This is a genomic window from Fibrella arboris (assembly GCF_041321095.1).
Taxonomy (GTDB): Bacteria; Bacteroidota; Bacteroidia; order Cytophagales; family Spirosomataceae; genus Fibrella; species Fibrella arboris.
The window spans coordinates 1-18,111 of sequence record NZ_JBGGWE010000019.1 but is presented as its reverse complement, the minus strand read 5'-3'; the positions used below and the strand labels follow the sequence as shown (position 1 = coordinate 18,111).

16 protein-coding genes and 2 pseudogenes are annotated in these 18,111 nt (G+C 51.9%); 8 read left to right on the top strand and 10 right to left on the bottom strand.

Going from position 1 to position 18,111, the window contains the following annotated elements; translation table 11 throughout:
- Nucleotides 1–13: 13 nt before the first annotated feature.
- The 4 genes from ACAW75_RS23945 (at nt 14) to ACAW75_RS23930 (ending at nt 4,207) form a co-directional block, all read left to right on the top strand.
- On the top strand, nt 14–646 hold the full coding sequence (locus tag ACAW75_RS23945) for a DUF4126 domain-containing protein (RefSeq protein WP_370731308.1): 633 nt from the start codon (nt 14–16) through the stop codon (nt 644–646).
- 73 nt (nt 647–719) lie between these two features.
- Nucleotides 720–947 (top strand): hypothetical protein, encoded by a 228-nt coding sequence (locus ACAW75_RS23940; RefSeq protein WP_370731307.1) that lies wholly within the window; start codon nt 720–722, stop codon nt 945–947.
- 270 nt (nt 948–1,217) lie between these two features.
- Complete coding sequence (locus tag ACAW75_RS23935; protein WP_370731306.1) at nt 1,218–2,342, top strand: lytic transglycosylase domain-containing protein; 1,125 nt, start codon at nt 1,218–1,220, stop codon at nt 2,340–2,342.
- A gap of 158 nt (nt 2,343–2,500) precedes the next feature.
- Nucleotides 2,501–4,207, top strand: coding sequence for a pyruvate dehydrogenase complex dihydrolipoamide acetyltransferase (locus ACAW75_RS23930; RefSeq protein ID WP_370731305.1), 1,707 nt, complete (start codon nt 2,501–2,503; stop codon nt 4,205–4,207).
- A 102-nt stretch (nt 4,208–4,309) separates the two neighbouring features.
- Here the strand turns inward: ACAW75_RS23930 and ACAW75_RS23925 are convergent, their stop codons facing one another.
- From ACAW75_RS23925 to ACAW75_RS23905, 5 genes are all read right to left on the bottom strand, one after another.
- Nucleotides 4,310–5,530, bottom strand: a complete 1,221-nt coding sequence (locus ACAW75_RS23925; protein ID WP_370731304.1) for a glycosyltransferase family 4 protein — start codon at nt 5,528–5,530, stop codon at nt 4,310–4,312.
- Nucleotides 5,531–5,648: 118 nt separating this feature from the next.
- Entirely contained in the window at nt 5,649–6,416 is a 768-nt protein-coding gene (locus ACAW75_RS23920; protein ID WP_370731303.1) for a glycosyltransferase family 2 protein, read from the bottom strand.
- The gene (locus tag ACAW75_RS23915) at nt 6,413–7,003 is read right to left on the bottom strand and encodes a WcaF family extracellular polysaccharide biosynthesis acetyltransferase (protein ID WP_370731302.1); all 591 of its coding nucleotides are present in this window, start codon (nt 7,001–7,003) and stop codon (nt 6,413–6,415) included. Before ACAW75_RS23915 ends, ACAW75_RS23920 begins: the two co-directional genes overlap by 4 nt.
- On the bottom strand, nt 6,966–7,910 hold the full coding sequence (locus ACAW75_RS23910; RefSeq protein ID WP_370731301.1) for a glycosyltransferase family 2 protein: 945 nt from the start codon (nt 7,908–7,910) through the stop codon (nt 6,966–6,968). The genes ACAW75_RS23915 and ACAW75_RS23910 overlap by 38 nt, the downstream gene beginning before the upstream one ends.
- A 237-nt stretch (nt 7,911–8,147) precedes the next feature.
- A complete protein-coding gene (locus ACAW75_RS23905; protein WP_370731300.1) occupies nt 8,148–8,336 on the bottom strand; it encodes a hypothetical protein in 189 nt (62 codons plus the stop codon).
- Between the two features lie 419 nt (nt 8,337–8,755).
- On the opposite strand from ACAW75_RS23905, the gene ACAW75_RS23900 reads away from it, so the two are divergent.
- Nucleotides 8,756–9,739 carry a glycosyltransferase family 2 protein gene (locus ACAW75_RS23900; protein ID WP_370731299.1) on the top strand — a complete coding sequence of 328 codons (984 nt, stop codon included), beginning with the start codon at nt 8,756–8,758 and terminating at the stop codon, nt 9,737–9,739.
- A 37-nt stretch (nt 9,740–9,776) separates the two neighbouring features.
- Here ACAW75_RS23900 and ACAW75_RS23895 read toward each other — a convergent pair whose 3' ends face one another.
- From ACAW75_RS23895 to ACAW75_RS23875, 5 genes and pseudogenes are all read right to left on the bottom strand, one after another.
- Nucleotides 9,777–11,207: a leucyl aminopeptidase family protein gene (locus tag ACAW75_RS23895; protein ID WP_370731297.1), complete on the bottom strand. Its 1,431-nt coding sequence runs from the start codon at nt 11,205–11,207 to the stop codon at nt 9,777–9,779.
- A 33-nt stretch (nt 11,208–11,240) separates the two neighbouring features.
- A complete protein-coding gene (locus tag ACAW75_RS23890) occupies nt 11,241–11,993 on the bottom strand; it encodes a hypothetical protein (RefSeq protein WP_370731296.1) in 753 nt (250 codons plus the stop codon).
- A gap of 23 nt (nt 11,994–12,016) precedes the next feature.
- Nucleotides 12,017–12,484, bottom strand: a pseudogene (gene thyA / locus ACAW75_RS23885) (thymidylate synthase); the annotation flags it as partial.
- A gap of 828 nt (nt 12,485–13,312) precedes the next feature.
- Nucleotides 13,313–13,615: pseudogene (gene thyA / locus ACAW75_RS23880) on the bottom strand (thymidylate synthase); the annotation flags it as partial.
- A 43-nt stretch (nt 13,616–13,658) separates the two neighbouring features.
- Nucleotides 13,659–14,411, bottom strand: coding sequence for a metallophosphoesterase (locus tag ACAW75_RS23875; RefSeq protein ID WP_370731295.1), 753 nt, complete (start codon nt 14,409–14,411; stop codon nt 13,659–13,661).
- A gap of 131 nt (nt 14,412–14,542) precedes the next feature.
- Between ACAW75_RS23875 and ACAW75_RS23870 the strand changes: the two genes are divergently transcribed.
- From ACAW75_RS23870 to ACAW75_RS23860, 3 genes are all read left to right on the top strand, one after another.
- Nucleotides 14,543–16,024, top strand: a complete 1,482-nt coding sequence (locus tag ACAW75_RS23870) for a xylulokinase (protein WP_370731294.1) — start codon at nt 14,543–14,545, stop codon at nt 16,022–16,024.
- Between the two features lie 818 nt (nt 16,025–16,842).
- The gene (locus ACAW75_RS23865) at nt 16,843–17,544 is read left to right on the top strand and encodes a PKD-like domain-containing protein (protein WP_370731293.1); all 702 of its coding nucleotides are present in this window, start codon (nt 16,843–16,845) and stop codon (nt 17,542–17,544) included.
- A 42-nt stretch (nt 17,545–17,586) separates the two neighbouring features.
- Nucleotides 17,587–18,003, top strand: a complete 417-nt coding sequence (locus ACAW75_RS23860; protein WP_370731292.1) for a hypothetical protein — start codon at nt 17,587–17,589, stop codon at nt 18,001–18,003.
- The last annotated feature ends 108 nt before the right edge of the window (nt 18,004–18,111 follow it).

Here is an 18,111-nt window from a genome sequence, read left to right as displayed (position 1 = left end):
CTCCCTGATGATCATGATAGACTGGATACTGGGTGCATGTGTAGGGCTTGGCCTGGCTGCCTGTTGCGGCTTTCGGATTTTCGTGCCTATGCTGGTCGCTGCACTGGGCACAAAATTAGGCCTGATCGGGACTATGCCGGGCTACGAATTTATTGGAAGCTGGTCAGCAATCATTGGGTTATCTATTGCCACTGCCTTCGAACTGGGTGCGTATTACGTACCCTGGCTGGATAATGCGCTTGATACGATTGCTATGCCCGTAGCTATTGTGGCGGGTACGTTGCTGTCGACATCTTTTTTGCGAGTCAACGACGAGATGACCCGCTGGGCAATGAGTCTGATGCTGGGTGGCGGCGCCGCCGGTTTAATTCAGGCTGGTACCAGTCTGCTGAGGCTTGGCTCTGTTACAACAACAGGTGGCCTGGCTAATCCGATTGTAGCGACGGGCGAGAATGCCGCTTCGCTGATCCTGTCTATTCTGACCGTGTTATTACCCCTTTTCGCCTTTGCGCTGATTGCCTGTCTACTGATCTTCTTTATGGTTCGCCTGGTAACACGCCGCCGCTTACGCTTTACAAAAGCCAACACAGCAAAACCAGGCAATCCCCTCGATCAGTTTCCACGGAGCAGCAACGGCAGGCATTGACTTGTTGATGGCCCTGCCTCGTTAACTTTTAGACCTGCCTGGAGTTAATGTTGAGACAATAAACTCAATAGGTATGGAAACCAACCCAAACGAATACGAGGCAGGCGTTGATCAGAATCAGGGCGTCGTGGGCACAATGGCTCGCAATCAGCAGCAGGACGAAACAGCAGCCGAACGTACCGAAGTCCCGCAGTTAGACCCTAATCTGATGACCAGCCAATCTGAAAATGATGAGGCCATACCAGATGCAACAGCCATTGGCGAGCAGACGTACCTGGACGATAAGGACCCTGTGGACTGAGAGTGAGAGGATAATTTTTTGTGGGCCATTAAATCAAAATAAATGCCCTGTCGATTTGGCCAATGGGAAGGTAAAAAAGCCCTGAGAAGCCCTGGTAACCAATAAAATTGGGTTTTTCCTAGATGAATTCCCTTGGCCATTGGATAATTCGCAGAACAACTACTAGGAGGAGCCGTCGAAATTAGGTATTTTTGCAGTCTGTCATTTTGCCTTATCTCTGCTTTAGTGGAGTTGCCAAAATGTTTTGACCGTCAACAAATACGTTACATTTTGATAAAAACCGTAGGATTCTCTGCTCTGATGACGTTGGCTAAGCCAGCCGATGTCTCCACGCTGATCGATCGGGCCATGCCCTTCGACACTAGCCGACAAGCTGATAACTCGGTGGCGATTTCCAGTCGATTAAATACGCCCCTCATGTTGAACGCCGACACGACCCGTCGGTTTGTTCCTATCTATTTTTGTGGTGAAGCAGTGCCGATTGACAATGCGTATGTGTCGCGTCAGTGGATGCGTACCTTAATGCAGTGCCAGGCACAGCGCGAAGAGCTGTATAGCATTCGGAAACGTGCGGCTATCTTTTTCCCAATCATTGACCCTGTCTTACGTCGCTACGACATCCCGTCTGATTTCCGGTACATTCCGCTGGCCGAGAGTGCCCTCGTTAATGATTGCGTGTCGCCGAAAGGAGCTTCTGGTTATTGGCAGATGATGCCCCAAACGGCCCGCGAACTGGGGCTGATCGTCAACGGCGACATTGATGAGCGCTATGACCTGGCCAAGTCAACCGTGGCTGTTTGCCGATTGCTTCGCGATCTGCACCATGAACTGGGCTCCTGGGCGCTGGTTGCCGCCGCCTACAACGGAGGAATTGGCCATATACAGCGAAGCATGATTCAGCAACGGGAAAATAATTATTTCAGCCTGAAGCTGTACCGCGAAACCAGCACGTACCTATACCGGGTACTTGCCTACAAAGAACTGCTGACCAATCCGCATCAGTATAAAATGCTGCTGTCGAGCGACGTGATCAATTACCTGACGCGACCTCTGCCTGGCCGCTTGAAGGGATTGCCCGGAACCAAAAACTCGTCGGTTGTAGCCATTGGTGAGGATAATGAACTGGCCGATATCGACAAAATCAATCCTGCCTGGGGGCCGCGCGTTGGAGAATCCTTTCTGAATGCACCCTCACTGGCCGAGATACTGCTGGCTGCTGCCAGCTACGCCAGTGCCGACCCAATCACGGGTTCCACCGATTTAACGCGTGAGCAGAAAGGGCAGCCCGTACCGAAACTATTGGGATTGATGGTGTTACGGTTCAGGCGCCCCCGTTTTCTGCGTCAGACGCCGGGTACCGGCCGGCGGCCGCGTCATCGCTGGGAATGGGTGTAACCGGCTCAGGTTTCAGGTTGTTTCAAGTTAGGGGCTTTGTTTATTAACCAGTAGGTTGGTAGGCAAAGCCCCTAAACTTGAAACAACCTGAAACTTGAGACTTTTTTCAGCTAATTTTGATGCTTCGTTGTTGATACGTTGAATCTCCCCGATTGTATATGGCAGAATTAATCCGCATGCCCAAAATGAGCGACACCATGACTGAAGGTGTGATCGCAGAGTGGCATAAAAAAGTAGGCGATACCGTGAAATCGGGTGATGTGCTGGCTGAAGTCGAAACCGACAAGGCAACCATGGATCTCGAAGCCTATGATGAAGGTACATTGCTCTTTATTGGTGTAGAAAAAGGTCAGGCTGTACCGATTGATGGCGTTATTGCCGTGATTGGCCAGCAAGGCGAAGATTTTCAGGCGCTGCTATCCGGTAATTCGGGCGGAAGCGTTGAGGTAGCCCCTGCGCCTACAGCAGAGGCCACGGTGAAACCCACTGATAACCCGGCCCCCAAAAATGCGGACCAATCGCAGGTGAATACCAACATGGCTGATCCTAAAGCTGTGTCGGCGGCCCCCGCCGAAGCTGTAAATGCCACGGTGATCCGCATGCCGAAAATGAGTGACACCATGACGGAAGGCACCATTGTGGCGTGGCATAAGAAAGAAGGTGATACCGTGAAATCGGGTGATGTGCTGGCTGAGGTCGAAACCGACAAAGCAACCATGGATCTCGAGGCTTACGAAGAAGGAACGCTCCTCTACGTTGGTGTTAAAGAAGGTGAATCGGTCGCTGTCGACGCCGTTATTGCAGTTGTAGGCGAAAAGGGCGCTAACTTCAAAGTGCTGATCGACGGTACTGGTGGTGGCGCCGCTCCCGCCGAACCAGCCCCTGCCAACGTACCTGCGGCGACAGAATCACCGGCCCAGCCAGCTGCGTCGACAGACAACGGGCATGAAGCAAATGGTCGGGTTAAAGCCTCACCATTGGCCAAGGCAATTGCCGAGCAGAAAGGTATCGACCTGCAACAGATTCAGGGCACCGGGCCTGACGGTCGCATTATTAAGGCCGACGTAGAATCGTTCAATCCCCAGGCTGCCCCTGCCAAACCCGCCGCGCAGCCACAAGCCGCTCCAGCACCTGCCCCTGCTGCGGCGCCCGCTCCGGCTGCTCAGCCTGCCCCAGCACCCGCCGGAGACTATGAGGACGTCCCTGTTAGCCAGATGCGGAAAACGATTGCCCGTCGTCTGAGCGAAAGCCTGTTCACCGCGCCACACTTTTACCTCACCATGGAAATCAACATGGATAAGGCAATGGCATTACGTGGGCAGGTGAATGCAGTGGCTACTGCCAAAATATCATTTAATGATTTCGTGATCAAAGCATCGGCGCTGGCGCTGAAACAACACCCGAACGTGAACTCGTCATGGTTGGGCGATAAGATCCGGAAGTATGGTTACGTGAACATTGGCGTGGCCGTAGCGGTCGATGAAGGACTGCTGGTGCCGGTAGTTCGTAATGCCGATCAGAAAACACTGTCAACGATTGCTGGTGAGGTGAAAACACTGGCCGGTAAGGCAAAAGATAAGAAACTACAGCCTAAAGAATGGGAGGGAAGCACTTTCTCGATTTCTAACCTGGGTATGTTTGGTATCGACGAGTTTACGGCCATCATCAACCCACCCGACTCATGCATTCTGGCCGTTGGGGCCATCAAGCAAACCGTAGTTTTCGATGGTGAAACACCGAAGCCTACCAATGTAATGAAGGTGACGCTCTCTTGCGACCACCGCGTAGTTGATGGCGCAACAGGCGCTGCTTTCCTGCAAACGCTGAAAGGTTTCCTGGAAGACCCTATGAAAATGCTTGTCTAGTCAACTGGCCAGTCATAAAAAGAGCGCCCCGAATAATTCGGGGCGCTCTTTTTATGACTGGGTAATAAGCTGATGCCTCGCCAACGTACCCGGTTTTGCCAATTATAGAAGGTCAGTGATACGACGGCCATCACGGCCGGTAACAGCGTTTTGAAACTCGCGGCGCAACGCAGCCATACGGCGACGTGGGTGAGTTGACATGTAGACGGCCCGCATTTTCAGCAGCGATCCGATGAACAGGTAGCCGAAGAAAGACGCGATCAAAATAATGAGCGAGATCGTGTTTGAGATATTCTGGTGCAGAAAAAGAAACAGCAACGTATTCAGCAAGGACGCGCCGCAGAGAACCATTGTGGCGCCAGCGTGTGTCAGCCCATTATCGAGCAGAATATGGTGCATGTGATTCCGGTCGGCGGAGAAAGGTGATTTTCCATTCAATAGCCGAACCATGAACACCCGTAGCGTATCGAAAATGGGAACGATCAGGACGACGATGGCGATGATTGGTGCATTGAAAAAAGCGCGCGGCTCGAACCGATAAGCGGCGTTAAGATTAACAAAACGAACGGCAAAAAAGGCCAGGAAGAAGCCGATCAGTAACGAGCCGGTGTTTCCCATAAAAATCTTACTGGTCTTCGAGAAATTGAACCGCAGAAAACCAATCAACCCACCCGACAGCGCAAAGGCCATCGTAGCCATGGCGTAGTGTTCAGAGAGTAGAAACCAGCTACCAAACGTCAGACAGGCAATGGTGGCAATGCCCCCCGCCAGCCCGTCGATACCATCAATCAGGTTGATGGCATTGGTGAGCGCAATAAAGACGAAGCAGGTGAGCGCAATACTAACCACATCGGCAATGTGGTGGAAACCCATGATGCCGTATAGATAATCTAGTTTCAGGTCGCCCAGGAAAATCAAACTGGAGGCGCTCAATAATTGAAAGAGAATCTTCTTGTTCGGATCAATGCCCACCAAGTCGTCTTTCATGCCAATAAAAAACAGAATGGCTGCCCCCACGATCGACAGATTGGTGCGGTACAGATCCTGCGGGTCGTCGATAGGCCAGATGAAATAGCTGATTAGCACAGCGGCGAAGATGGCCACACCGCCAAACGTAGGGGTTGGCACTTTATGGGCGCGACGGGCGTCATCAGGGCTTTCCATCAGCGACTTCATTTCCGTGATCTTGATGATCACGGGAATTGACACTACAGCAACGAAGCTAGCTACTAAAAAAGCCATAATAGCGTGATAAAGGCCCTGTTGAAAGGCGGCCTCGCCCAGTTTCTGCTGTATATAGGCAAGTAGTAGATCAGGATTCATAATTGGTTTCGAGGCTGAATGGAAGGGTGGTGGCCGAGTACTTTACTGGTACTCAGTCTACAAAAATTGTACTTTTTATGTTAATGACAAGCTCATTCGCGTAATGTTCCGCCAGGGCTTATCGTACGGTCGGTTCGGTTCGTTGCCAGAATTGACCAATTTTTCGGAGCGGTTTTAGCCATAAAGTGAACCAGTTAGGCTTCATGTCATTCAGTTGCCAAGCCAGGCGATCTTCCCGATTAGCGCGTAGCCGATTGGCCAGACTGCTATTACTGACCCCACCCAGCCGCATCACAACGACCACCTCATTCAGATAAGCCACCTGAATCTGGTGCTTGTGAACGAAGCGCAACATGAGTTCGTAATCGGCTGCCGATCGTAAACTCGTTGTGAAATATCCGTGGCGTTGGTAAATAGTGGCACGTACAAAAAAGGTGGGATGGGGGGGCATCCAGCCGCGTAAAAAAGCACCAGGTTTGTAGTTGCCTGCCTGCCAGTAACGCTTCACACGATCGGGAGCCTCCCGTTGGGCATACACTAGATCCCCATACACGGCGTCGGCCTCCTGTTGGCTGAACGTATCCACAATCCGGCTGATGATGTCGGTATGGCGGTAGAGATCATCGGCGTTTAAAATACCGATAATGTCGCCGGTGGCCCGTTGTATACCTTTGTTCATGGCATCGTACAAGCCCCGGTCAGGTTCAGACACAAACTGACTGATCCGATCACTATAGCGGGCCACAATCTCCTGCGTGCCATCGGTCGACGCCCCATCGATGATAATGTATTCGATATGGGGATATGTTTGCCCCAGTACCGATTCGATGGCCTCTGCAATAGTCGCAGCTCCATTGAACACTACCGTAATGATCGAAACGGTCATGAGTTGATCGTGCGTTTACGGATGGCCACTGCCGGATTGCCCTGGTAAATGGTGTAGGCATCCAGCGACCGATTGGCAACCGAACCCACGGAAAGTATAGCGTGCGACCCAACCCGAATACCAGGGCAAACAGTTGCTTTGGCCCCAATCCAGGCGCCGTTTTCAAGGGTAATGGCGGCCACCTGTAAGTCGAAAGCCACGGCTTTGTAGTTATGATTACCCGTCAGTAGCATAGCTCCCTGTGAAAGACAGACATGATTGCCAATGGTTACGTGTGTCAGATTGTCAATCCATACACCTTCTCCAATCCAGACGTGATTACCTATAGATAGTAACCACGGATATTTGATATTGACGGCTGGCTTAATCATAACGCCTACGCCAACAGTGGCCCCAAAAGCACGTAATAGCTTGACCTTTAGGCCCGATGGGAGCGGCGCATACGAATTGAACAGACAGGCGTTGGTGAAGTGCCACAGCAGAATTTTCCAGCGGGAGCCGGGTTTATACCAGTCATTATTGTAGCGCGACAGGTCGGTTTGCCCGGCACTAGCGGACACCGGTTGTGAGGTCTCTTCCGTACTCATCGTTGAAATAGGCAATAATGGCGCTTTTATCGTGGCCAGCCCGGTTGTAGACCTCCATCAGTTTGGCATCAACAAGAAAACGATACCAGAGTCCCTGCAAAAAATGCCAGACAAACCCTTTCCGGCCGTCGAGAAACCCCAGCTGAACAACGTACCTGAAGAGGAAATAGATAATGGGGCGCGTAAACAAGGGTAAGGTAGCGTACCGTTCTTTCAAATACCGCTTTCGCTCTTCCTGGGTGCCAAACAAACGGGGGGCTACCCGGACCGTTTCATCGAAATTATACCGGATATTCAACAGGTCGATAACCTCCCGGGTAGCGTAATTATTATGCTTCTGTGTCCACCAGGTCAGGTTATTGAGGTTGTGGTCTACCAGGTCATGATTGAACCGGATCGTTTGGGCAGCGGTCGCTCCTCCGGGTACGTTCGGCTGATTAGCCAGCTTTATGTGCTCATCCATCCAGGTTTGTTCGCAGATACCCTGGCCCTGCCGCCATAGCCGGAGTAGCCAGATAGGGTAGTAGCCACCATGCCTGATCCAGCGATTCATGAACATAACCCGCCGTTTTACGTAAATGCCGCTTACATCAGCTGGTATTGACGCCAGACGCTGATTGATTTCTTCAGCCAGTTCGGGCAGAATGTACTCATCGGCGTCCATCCGCATGAGCCAGTCGCCCTGAAAAGGCGTATGGGCGATGCCATAGTTGAACTGAACCGCATAGGTCGACCACGGGTTCTGAACCACAACGGCTCCCATCGACCGGGCAATGGCTACGGTACGATCTGTTGAGAACGAATCGACGATGAAGATCTGATTGGTGATCGGCAGTAAACTAGCCAGACAGCGGGCAATGTGCTTTTCCTCGTTGTGAGTGAGAATAATTACGGACAAGCCGCTCATAAAAGACCGTTTAAAAAAAAGCAGGAATGCTCTTTTTGTTTGAACGTATATTAACCCATCATTTAGTTAACTTAATGGGTTACGCGTCACGTTTCCAGCGAAAATAAGTCTGCAATTTTAGCTGAAAAACCTCACTTTATGAAGTATAGCTACTCGTTCCTCCTGTTGGTGAGCGGCTCGTTGTCTGCCCTGGGGCAGTTGGGTATCGTGTTTCGGACAATCCCGCGAGACCTTCAGTTATTTCCCGGAAACGCAGCAAATCAGGCCATACTCGTCATTGAAGGCTCCGTAACCGATGCGTCGGCCAGGCGGATAACCCTCCAGATAGACCGCGTCGAAAAACTTCAGCAAGCACAACAAATAACTCTGACCGCCAGCCGGGCAGGCCGGTGTTTCAGCAGCGGCTTCAAAAACAGACAGGTCCACTGGTTGTTCCCCTGCCCTTGCTGACTCCCAAACGATATGTCATTGATCTGAAGTCCGCTGATGCCGCCCGGCAAACCCGCCGATTACGTATTGACTAAGGCGGAAAGCGTCTGCTCTGATTAATAGGGTGCCCTTACAACTGGTTGCTGTGCCTGGATGTACCTAAACCGCCAGACTGGCACCGACTGAAATGGGTGCCCCTGCGCTACGGAATGTAGAATTAATGCGGCACCCTTTCTACAGTGCCAACGACTTTGCAGGAATCACCGATCGAAACAGCCTGGTGTAGGCTAATAAAAAGCCCGTTGACTCAATTTCTGAAAGCCTTTCGACGGCGTTTAGTGGGAAATCGTTTTTCGATGGCTAATCCGGCATGTCAATTGTCCTTAGTCAACAGATCCTACTAACACTCAACGGCTATGAATCCTTACTTTACTGTCGTACTTCCCACTGCTAATCCGCCCGATCGGTTACTGACCTGTCTTCAGGCATTAGGGCAACAACAACTATCCCGCAATCAATTTGAGATCGTGGTGGTCGATGAGGCCAATAACCCGGAGACAGCCGCTCTGGTCGCTGCCTTTGTGCACAGGAGTCATATTGAAGTCCGATACCTGGCGCAACCGCGGCCGATGGGGCTGGCCGCCGCCCGGAACCGAGGGTGGCGCGCAGCCAGAGGGCAATACATTGCCTTCACCGACGACGATTGCCTGCCCCAGCCGAACTGGCTCGTTGCGGCCCAACGGATGTTTATGCGCGGAGCGCAGGTTGTAACCGGTACTGTTCGAACGGCTCGGCCCGTTCGGCAGGCCGGGTCGCAGCGCATGATGAGCCGCGTGGTGGAAACCAGCGATTTTCTGGCCGCCAACTGCTTCTGCCAGACCACCGCGCTGCAACGGGTAGGTGGTTTTGAAGAGTCGTTTAACCTCGCCTGGCGCGTTGATGCGGACCTTCAGTTTAAACTGCTCGAACTAGGCGTTCCCATCGCAAAATGCCCCGAAGCGGTAGTGATCCGGCCGTTTCGGGCTACCAATCGGTACACTGTTCTGACCAACGAACAGCAGAACCGGTACGACGCGCTACTGTATAAACGCCATCCCGATCTATTTCGGCAACGTATGCCGCGTGATGAAGTGATGGTGGCGCGTTACTATACAACCATCATCAGTATGGCGGTATCGCTGGTCGCCGCGATCGTTGGGTACGTGCCTCTGTTGCTGGCAAGTGTGGCTATGTATATAGGCTTAACGGCGTGGCTGGCAGTTGAACGTTGGCCTGCTCCGTCGGAATCAGGTACGTGGGAAGCCGCAAAAGAAGCTATGTTAACGGCTGTGGCTACCCCATTCCTGTCTGTTTTCTGGCGGCTATACGGGTCTGTTAAATACCGGGTGTTGTACTTATAAGCGGCTACCAGTCTTGACAGTTGACCAACTCACCAGACTAATGAACACCTTGCATCAGGTAGTCGATAAGCAGTCGGATACCGAAGGCGGTGGCGTTTTTCTGCTGCCCGAATTCTGAATCGGCAAAGGCCATACCCGCAATATCGAGGTGGGCCCAGGCGGGATGATTCTCGGTGAATACCTCCAGGAATTTGGCAGCGGCAATGGCGCCGTTTATGGGTTTGCCGCTGAAATTCTTTACGTCGGCTACATCAGAGGTAAGGTCATCTTTGTACGAATCCCAGAGCGGCAGGCGCCAGAGCCGTTCGCCCGTGCGTTCGCCGGCCTGCTGTAACTGCGCCGACAGTTCCTCATTTTGCGTGAATAAACCGCCCGCCTGATACCCCAGGGCGGCAATGACGTTTCCCGTAAGCGTAGCCAGGTCGATAAGTACATCGGGCTGAATGTGCCGAACCATGTGCCCCAGGCCGTCGGCGAGGATCACCCGGCCTTCAGCATCTGTATCAATGATTTCGATCGTTTTGCCGATGTACGAAGTGATCACGTCGCCGGGTTTGGTAGCCATGCCATCCACCACGTTTTCGGTAGTTGGAATAACCCCCACGATCCGCCGCGGAATGTGCAGCCGGGCGGCGGCTTCCAACGTACCCAGCACGGCGGCCGCGCCACCCATGTCGCTTTTCATCAGGTGCATGTTGGCCGATGGCTTAATGGATAGCCCGCCGGTATCGAACGTTACGCCTTTCCCGACCAATCCCACGGTAGTCCCCGTTGCAATGGCCGGATTGTAATCCAAGACAAGCAGCATGGGCGGGTTCTCACTGCCCTGCCCAACGCTTAGCAGGGCGTTGTACCCTTGCCGCGCCAGTTCGTCGTGATCCAACACGGTAACGCTATACCCATAAGAACGCCCGGAAGCCACCGCCCAATCGGCCAGCACCTGCGGCGTTTTGTAATTCGAGGGAGCATTCATCAAATCGAGCATGGCCCGCTGCGCTTCCCAGATAATGGTCGCCTTGTCAATGGCCTGCTGAATGATGTCGTGATCAGCCTCCGCAACCGTCAGGTGCAGTTCGCCCAGTGAGCTATAGAAAGGCACAGCCTCTGGTTTGCCTGTCTGGTACAGTTTCAAGTTGTAACCACCTCCCAACGTACCCAGCACGATCGCCTCTACCGTTGCTGCCGACAAGCCAGTGGCGTCGAGATGCACTGAGGTTGGAAACCTGCTCTTTTGGGCATACGTCAGTTTCCGAAGGGCCCGGAAATAATCCTGCCCCGATGGCGCTTGGCCCAGGCCCAGCAGCCAGTGCTTCTGACCACCTGGGGCGTAGAGCAGTTGTGTTTCGTGCAGATCGCCTTTGAAATCAGCCTGCGCTGCCTGCGCTATAGCGGGAAGAGACTGCCCTTTTTGTAGCGGCCAAATGGTGGCCGACGTAACCGGAATGCTGGTGTTCAGATGAATATGCATAGGTTAACCGTTGTCGTGGGCAGAAGGAAGTCATTAGCCCCTTCTGCTGACAATAAAATTGATGGTTCCGTTGATGAGTAAGGCAAAAAAGAAGGAGGCGCCGACCGAAAAAATGGGCAGGAAAAAGGCCTGTAGAAACAAAAAAGTGGTAAAACCCAGTAGCCCCATCACTATGCCGCGCAGCGTAACAATAGCCGCCCCGCTGCCCTGAAGGTAGTGAGTGAATACTGCCAGAATAGAGGTGATGATAGGGAAAGGCGTTAAAATGCCGCTCCAGGTTGGCCCCAGTACGGCAGCTAGCCCGGTAATGCCCACAACAAACAGGGTAGCCACCACCATGCGAATGGGCAGATCGAACGGTAATCGCCTGACGGCTGCTGAGGTGACTGCGGGTACCGGAAAAAAACGTAACGCCGCCAAAACGCTTCCCATGACCAGCCCGTAGCTAGTGAGTAAGCTGAGCTTAATGGCACTGAACAGCAGGGCTATCAGCACAAAAACAACATACGAGAGCAACAACGACCAAATGCCTGTAACATATGGAGCTAGTCGGGCGTAGCAGTAACAGAACCCGATCAACGACAGAATGCCGATCAGGATTCCGGGGACCGACTGAATACCAAAGCTTTTACCGTGCTCGAGAATAAGAAACAGCAGAATAGGCCCGGCTATCCAGGGCATACTGGCAATGAGTCCACCTGCTTTATGGCCCCAGCGGCGACTGACCAGCGTTACCAGGCCAATCACGACGGGCATGAGCGTAATTTTTACAAGCAGGATGTTCATGAAATCAACAGGAACGTACCTGGCTAGACGGCGACCGGTGCTTTGATAGCGGGCCAGGGGTCGTAGTTTTCTAACGTGAAGTCGGCATAGGTGAAATCAAACACCGAGGTAACGTCAGGGTTCAGGCGCATGGTTGGCAAGGGCCGGAAGGAACGCGATAACTGCGTTTCGACCTGTTCCAGGTGGTTGCTGTAGAGGTGCGTATCGCCGCCGGTCCAGATAAACTCGTGGGCTTCGTAGCCGCATTCCTGCGCCACCATCATCGTCAGTAGGGCGTAAGAGGCGATATTGAACGGAACACCCAGAAACACGTCGGCACTGCGCTGGTAAAGCTGGCAGGAGAGTTTACCATTGGCCACGTAAAATTGAATGAATGAATGGCAAGGTTGTAACGCCATTTTTTCAATATCGGCCACATTCCAGGCTGAGATAATCATGCGGCGCGAATCGGGATTTTGCTTTAACTCGGCCATTAACCATTTTAGCTGGTCAAATATCCTGACCCGTAGTAATGTGTCTGTATTGACATAGGTGAAACGCCAGCCTTTATGCTCCGTTGCTTCACCCAATAAACAAGCCCTGATCCTCTCTGCATTAAGTTGATAAAGCCGGGCAATGTGTTTCGCTCCAATACAATATGTTTCTGTTCCATCTGGACTGATAGCCAGAAAAGGAACCATGTCATGCTGATTCAGGGATTGTTCTTCTTTGCTAGCCCAATAGCATGTCGTTGGCCCATAAAAATTTGAACCCGAAAAATCTTTATCTAATGTGTACTGATCTGGGTACGTCTTCTTTAAGTTCCAGTTAGGCAAACGTTTTATGTCTTTCAGAAAATTCGAGAAAATCAGCCACCGACTGTCTACGAACACACCTTTTCCGCCGTAGTTCTTAAACCCTTCGTGTTTGTTGTCGTAGCAGCGGTTTATCATACCATACCACGTTTGTTTGACCAACTCATAATCCGGGTCACTCTGACAAGCTGGTTCACCCAGACAGGCAACGCCATCAACGGCTGGATAGTAATAATCTTCTACCAAGCCCCCCTTTAGTGCAGAGGCTACGACATTATCGACTACGAATCCCGTTGTTAAAAACTTGACAACGAAGCGGGTATGATACGATGTAGGTACGTCTTCGCGAGCAATACGGTACTCTTTTATCACCCGAAACTGACCATAGTTCTGTGACGGAAATACCTGGCCCACCAGGCCGGAATGATTCAAGCTCAGGTCGATTTCTGCAAGTAATGGATAAGGAGAAATTATTTTTGGTTCTTCGTAGGGACGAATTTGAGGCTCTATTTGCGCCAGAGATTCCCATCTGCGCCATTGTTTACCGTAGACTGGCCCCAGATTACCGTTTTCATCAGCCCATTCGTCCCAGATACTCACGCCATTGTCTTTCAGGTATTTGATGTTCGTGTCGCCTTTAATGAACCACAGCAACTCGTGAATGATCGACTTGGTATGGACCTTCTTGGTCGTTAACAACGGGAACCCTTCCTGGAGGTTGAACCGCATCTGGTAACCAAATACGCTAAGGGTTCCGGTGCCGGTACGGTCGGTTTTACGCGCACCGTTGGCCAGAATATGCCGAAGCAGGTCGTGGTATTGCTGCATGAGTAAAGCTGGATTGAGGGGGCAAAAGTACGAATTATGGAGCCTAGTCTGCCTTGTCGTACAGTAAAACGAACGGTTGCGTAATGGGGGCTTCGCCCAGGTCGTTGAAGGTGAGCCATTCACCGCCGGCAGCGTGGGTCTGTGAATACCGGCCGCCCGGCTGCGGAGTATGGCCAACCGCCTGGTTAAAACCAGTAAGCGGATCGGCCTGTAGTTCCCGCTGATCGCACCAGATTGGTCCACCCGATGGCGATAGCCCCCCCCGTTTCACGCCTACCGTAGCAATCAGATTCGTATAGGCATCTGGTGAAACGATCTTCAGGCAGTTGTTGAGCGTGGGCACCAGGTTGTCCAGCTCGAGCGCCTGCCGCGTTTTTCGTTCGTGGGCTGCCTGAAACTGGCCGACCCACCAGTTCGTGAACCCGGCGTGGCTGGCCAGCGTCTGATCGAAGCGGGAAGCGATCCGAAACAGATCAACGTTCTTCTGGAGCAGGCGGTGCCACTCTTCAGCCGCATCTTCGCGGTATCCCGACCCGATGAACATCGGATTGTTGTAGAAATAATAAAAGTCGTGGTTTCCGAGATGCAGCCTAATTTTGTCGGGATGAGCACGCTTCAGTTTGATGATCTCCCTGAAGTTGGTGTCGATCCGGCCGGTCGTCATTTCCGGGTCGTGCGTGTCCAGAAAATCGCCTAGAAAAACAATTTGATCGGCATGGTCCAACCAGGTTTTTACTATGTTCTGCCAGTACCGGCGGCCGTGAACATCTCCAATAAAAACGGCTTGTTTGTGCATTGAGACGGGTATAATCAGCCGAAAATAACATTTTTAATCCATAGTCGGTACGTAGGCATTGGCGGTCACTGGTAGCGTAACAGTTGAACGGCCGCTTAATGACCAGTCAATGACCATTTAATAGCACCCCCATGTTTCTTCTTGGACTCGATCTCGGTAGTTCGTCAGTTAAAGCCTGCTTAGTTAATGCCGATACCAACAAGGCTGTCGCCTCAGCCTTCTTCCCCGACAGTGAAATGACCATTGAGGCCCCACAGCCAGGCTTTGCCGAACAGCAGCCCGATCTGTGGTGGCACAACATGACACAGGCCATACGGGCCGTCATGAACGCGTCGGGTGCTACCGCTACCGACATTATGGCCATCGGTATTTCCTATCAAATGCACGGCCTCGTTGTTACAGACGCTCACCTGAATGTCTTGCGGCCATCGATCATCTGGTGCGACAGCCGGGCGGTGCCTTATGGGCAACGGGCATTCGACGCACTCGGCCAGGATCGGGTACTGCGCCATTTGCTGAATTCGCCGGGTAATTTCACCGCCGCTAAACTGGCCTGGGTGAAAGAGAATCAGCCCGATGTGTATGCCAGCGTCGCGCATTTCATGCTGCCGGGCGATTACCTGGCGGCTCGCCTGACGGGTGAGGTCGTGACCACGGCTTCGGGGCTCTCAGAAGGCATCCTGTGGGATTTTCTGGAGAACCGCCCTGCCGAATTTCTGATGCAGTACTACGGCTTCGATTCATCGTTGATGCCGCCCCTTCGCCCCACCTTTGGTGAGCAGGGACGACTGACCGCCGCTGCCGCCGCCGAAACCGGCCTGGCGGCTGGTACGCCAGTGACCTACCGGGCGGGTGATCAGCCCAATAATGCGATGTCGCTGAATGTCTTCGAGCCGGGTGAAATTGCCGCTACCGCCGGTACGTCGGGTGTGGTATACGGGGTGAGCGACAAGGCGCAGTATGACCCACAATCGCGGGTGAACACGTTCCTGCACGTAAACCACACGCCCGAAGCACCGCGTTATGGGGTGTTGCTTTGCGTGAATGGAACGGGTAGCCTGAACAGCTGGCTACGAAATACGCTTTTTCAGAAAACGTTGAGCTACGGAAGCATGAACGAAATGGCGCAGAAAGCACCCATTGGTGCCGATGGACTGGTCTGTCTGCCGTTTGGTAATGGGGCCGAGCGCGTACTGGAAAATCGGGATCTGGGAGCCACTTTCCAGGGCCTGAACCTGACGCGTCATGGCCTGCCCCAACTGCTACGGGCAGCGCAGGAAGGTATCGTTTTTGCGCTTTACTACGGCATACAGGTCATGGAACAGGTAGGCGTAGGGCTGAAAACCGTTCGGGCAGGTGAGGCCAACATGTTCCTCAGTCCACTTTTCGGCAGCACGTTCGCCAACCTATCGGGCGCAGCCGTTGAACTCTACAACACAGATGGGGCTCAGGGAGCTGCGCGTGGCGCCGGATTGGGTATACGCCAGTATAACAGCCGCGAAGAAGCGTTCAGCGGCTTGAGCCTGGTACGAACGCTCGACCCTGATCCACGCGTGCATCAGGCCTACCAGGAAGCGTATGCCAACTGGCTGGCCGTACTGGAGAAACAGTAGGCCCGTAGTTAGGACTACGTCTAAAAAGCCCGATCATCACTGATCGGGCTTTCTTGTGTCCAGACCTTATGGTTGTTTAGCTTCGATTCAATGTATACTCGGGTGCAGACTCTTCTAAACGCCTACAGGCAACGCGAAATGAAATTATTCTGCCGCTGCTCAATCGTTAGAGCATAATCCGGGTATATGTTCGTAAAGTGAAAAATTACCTTACTCAGCACTACTATGAAAAAGAGGCTATTTCCAGGCCACAGATGGCCAAACCGTCTGTTCTTAGCTGTCATTTCGACAGTTCTCTTATACGCTTGTAAGAACGACTTTAACCAGTGTACACCACCCGCGCCTGAGCAGAACATTATTGGTCAATGGGATTAAAATTCAACGTTTGTACTGCCAAGTGATTCTACTTTTCCGAGCGAAAAAGGAAACTATACAGGTAAAATCTCATTCGATAAATCAGGCCGAATCGATGACCCCTATCACCTATTCATATCGGGGGTACAAAACAAGGTTATTGATCAAAAGTTGTTCCGGCTTGACAAAGACACTTTAAGGATTGCCTTTGTTCATAAAACTGACACACTCTACTCAATTGCAGCACTAATCTATACCAATGAATGCAACAAAATGACAATTGGAAATTGGTCGGACGCCAAATCGCCAACTCCTTCACTGTCGCTGACATTGAGTCGCTGACATAGCAGCTGCCTTTTGCTTTACTGTAAATCAGGTATAAATAGAAATTTTTTTGCGTTAGCCACTGAAGATTTTACAAAATAATACTAGTGATTTCTAACAATTTAAACGCTCAATTTTTTATGAAACCTGTAAAATTTCTACTATCATCATTGGCCTTGGTTCTTTTATTATTTAGCCATATCTCATCTATGGCTCAGCAGCTCATTGCTGTTGGAGGGTTATACACGCAATCCGTAGAACCCGCTAAGGATATTGACTTTTTATTTGATTCGCAAAATGCGTATAGTACGTATGGTTGCGAAGTGACTTGGAAAGGTACAAATGCTGCTGGGGCAGCCGCATTGCCCGGAGGTGTTACACTTAGCGGGACAGATCATTATGTTGCCAAATTTTTAAACGTATCTGGCACTGGTTCATTGACAGCAACCCTGAGTGATTGTTTTTACTCTGCAAGTGATGGGAAAACAGTTAGTTACTCTGCGCCAATCCGCTACTTGGGACCGCTTGGAACACTATCGTTGAACAGTTCTTCGGCCAATCCACAGTCAGTTGGCTGTGGTGCTCAGACAGTCACCTTGTCCGTTGGGGCCGCTACGAACGCAACGAACTACGCCTGGGATTTGTCGAACCTACCTGGCTGGACAATAACGAGCGGCCAAAATACGAATACCATCACAGCCACCACCTCGGCAGGAACTGGCGGGACAATTCAGGTGAAGGCGACACGCAACGATGCCTCGGCAGTGGAGTCAACCAGAACCATAGCCGTGAACCGGCCAAGTCCACCGTCTGTATCGAGTACACTGTCTGGTAACGCCTAGGGTTGCTACAACCAGTCAGGGACGTACGGAATCGTAGGTACGTTGCCGAATGCTTATTCGGTCAACTGGTCTGTAACCGGCCCGCACTCGATAGCCAATACCAATGCGACCAACGTAACAGTCAATTATGGTAGCACGGCTGGCATTGGCTACATAAGTGCTTTTATAACCGACGTGTGTAGTTATACTGCCAACCCTAAATTACAGGTTGGGGTCGGCACGCCCTATGTCAGTAGCATCACGTTTGATGGTTCACCAAATTCAGGTCCGGCAGCTACGCCAAGTGGGAGTACGCACTATCTGGCTGCGTATACACCAAATTCACCGTCTACGACATGGTCAATAGGCGTGACCAATAACTCAGGTGATATCAACACAACGCTTTATGGCGTCAATGGTGGGTTTGCTGAGATCTATGTGTATGGCACCGTTGGAAATAGCGCCATTATTGATGCGTGAATTAGTCTGTAAAGAAACCTACCTCCTTCTTGCGAAAGAAAGCAGTAATGAGTTTGGGATTAGCTCGCAACTGAGCTAACAGATCAATCACCGATTTAGCCAATTGCG